The sequence below is a fragment of the Agrobacterium sp. DE0009 genome, assembly GCF_007680755.1.
GTDB classification, from domain to species: domain Bacteria; phylum Pseudomonadota; class Alphaproteobacteria; order Rhizobiales; family Rhizobiaceae; genus Agrobacterium; species Agrobacterium tumefaciens_B.
Genome location: NZ_VEIU01000022.1, coordinates 1 through 2,622, shown reverse-complemented (window position 1 = coordinate 2,622; position 2,622 = coordinate 1). Strand labels below are relative to the sequence as shown.

Below are 2,622 nucleotides of genomic sequence, written 5' to 3'. Positions count from 1 at the left end.
AGGTATCTGCACCTGAATACATAGGGTGTAAGAAGCGAACGCAGGGAACTGAAACATCTAAGTACCTGCAGGAAAGGACATCAACCGAGACTCCGCAAGTAGTGGCGAGCGAACGCGGACCAGGCCAGTGGCAATGATGAATAAAGCGGAACGATTTGGAAAAGTCGGCCATAGAGGGTGATAGCCCCTTACGCGTAGAACAGTCATTGTCCTTGAGTAGGGCGGGACACGTGAAATCCTGTCTGAACATGGGGAGACCACTCTCCAAGCCTAAGTACTCGTGCATGACCGATAGCGAACAAGTACCGTGAGGGAAAGGTGAAAAGCACCCCGACGAGGGGAGTGAAATAGAACCTGAAACCGGATGCCTACAAACAGTCGGAGCTCGCAAGAGTGACGGCGTACCTTTTGTATAATGGGTCAACGACTTAGTGTAACTAGCAAGCTTAAGCCGGTAGGTGTAGGCGCAGCGAAAGCGAGTCTGAATAGGGCGCTTGAGTTAGTTGCATTAGACCCGAAACCGAGTGATCTAGCCATGAGCAGGCTGAAGGTTGGGTAACACCAACTGGAGGGCCGAACCCATAACTGTTGCAATAGTTCGGGATGACTTGTGGCTAGGGGTGAAAGGCCAATCAAACTCGGAAATAGCTGGTTCTCCGCGAAATCTATTTAGGTAGAGCGTCGACCGAATACCCTCGGGGGTAGAGCACTGGATGGGCTATGGGGACTCACCGTCTTACTGATCCTAACCAAACTCCGAATACCGAGGAGTACTAGTCGGCAGACACACGGCGGGTGCTAACGTCCGTCGTGAAAAGGGCAACAACCCTGACCTCCAGCTAAGGTCCCCAAGTCATGGCTAAGTGGGAAAGGATGTGAGGATCCCAAAACAACCAGGATGTTGGCTTAGAAGCAGCCATCATTTAAAGAAAGCGTAACAGCTCACTGGTCTAAATAAGGGTCTTTGCGCCGAAAATGTAACGGGGCTAAAGCCATGCACCGAAGCTGAGGATTGTAGCAACCTTCGGGTTGCCGCAGTGGTAGCGGAGCGTTCCGTAAGTCTGTGAAGGCGGACCCGTGAGGGCTGCTGGAGATATCGGAAGTGCGAATGTTGACATGAGTAACGATAAAGGGAGTGAGAGACTCCCTCGCCGAAAGACCAAGGGTTCCTGCTTAAAGTTAATCTGAGCAGGGTTAGCCGGCCCCTAAGACGAGGCGGACACGCGTAGTCGATGGGAACCACGTTAATATTCGTGGGCCTGGTGGTAGTGACGGATCTCGTGTGTTGTTCAACCTTATTGGATTGGTTGGGCGGCGAAGAGGTTCCAGGAAATAGCTCCACCGTATAGACCGTACCCGAAACCGACACAGGTGGTCAGGTAGAGTATACCAAGGCGCTTGAGAGAACTATGTTGAAGGAACTCGGCAAATTGCACGCGTAACTTCGGAAGAAGCGTGACCCTTTTGTACGCAAGTATGATGGGGTGGCACAGACCAGGGGGTAGCGACTGTTTATCAAAAACACAGGGCTCTGCGAAGTAGCAATACGACGTATAGGGTCTGACGCCTGCCCGGTGCTGGAAGGTTAAAGGGAGGGGTGCAAGCTCTGAACTGAAGCCCCAGTAAACGGCGGCCGTAACTATAACGGTCCTAAGGTAGCGAAATTCCTTGTCGGGTAAGTTCCGACCTGCACGAATGGCGTAACGACTTCCCCGCTGTCTCCAACATAGACTCAGTGAAATTGAATTCCCCGTGAAGATGCGGGGTTCCTGCGGTCAGACGGAAAGACCCCGTGCACCTTTACTATAGCTTTACACTGGCATTCGCCAAGGCATGTGTAGGATAGGTGGTAGGCTTTGAAGCATGGACGCCAGTCTGTGTGGAGCCATCCTTGAAATACCACCCTTATCTTCGTGGATGTCTAACCGCGGTCCGTTATCCGGATCCGGGACAGTGTATGGTGGGTAGTTTGACTGGGGCGGTCGCCTCCGAAAGAGTAACGGAGGCGCGCGATGGTTAGCTCAGACCGGTCGGAAATCGGTCGTCGAGTGCAATGGCATAAGCTAGCCTGACTGCGAGACTGACAAGTCGAGCAGAGACGAAAGTCGGTCATAGTGATCCGGTGGTCCCGTGTGGAAGGGCCATCGCTCAACGGATAAAAGGTACGCCGGGGATAACAGGCTGATGACCCCCAAGAGTCCATATCGACGGGGTTGTTTGGCACCTCGATGTCGACTCATCGCATCCTGGGGCTGGAGCAGGTCCCAAGGGTATGGCTGTTCGCCATTTAAAGCGGTACGTGAGTTGGGTTCAGAACGTCGTGAGACAGTTCGGTCCCTATCTGCCGTGGGTGTAGGAATATTGACAGGATCTGTCCCTAGTACGAGAGGACCGGGATGGACGTATCTCTGGTGGATCTGTTGTCCTGCCAAGGGCATAGCAGAGTAGCTATATACGGAATGGATAACCGCTGAAGGCATCTAAGCGGGAAACCAACCTGAAAACGAGTGTTCCCTATCAGAGCCGTGGAAGACGACCACGTTGATAGGACGGGTGTGGAAGCACAGCAATGTGTGAAGCTTACCGTTACTAATAGCTCGATCGACTTCTTCGTTCCCATTG

Annotated in this window: 1 rRNA gene; it reads left to right on the top strand. The window is 52.8% G+C overall.

From position 1 onward, the window contains the following. A 23S ribosomal RNA gene (locus tag FS804_RS24590) occupies positions 1-2,614 on the top strand; the annotation flags it as partial. Positions 2,615-2,622 lie beyond the last annotated feature (8 nt).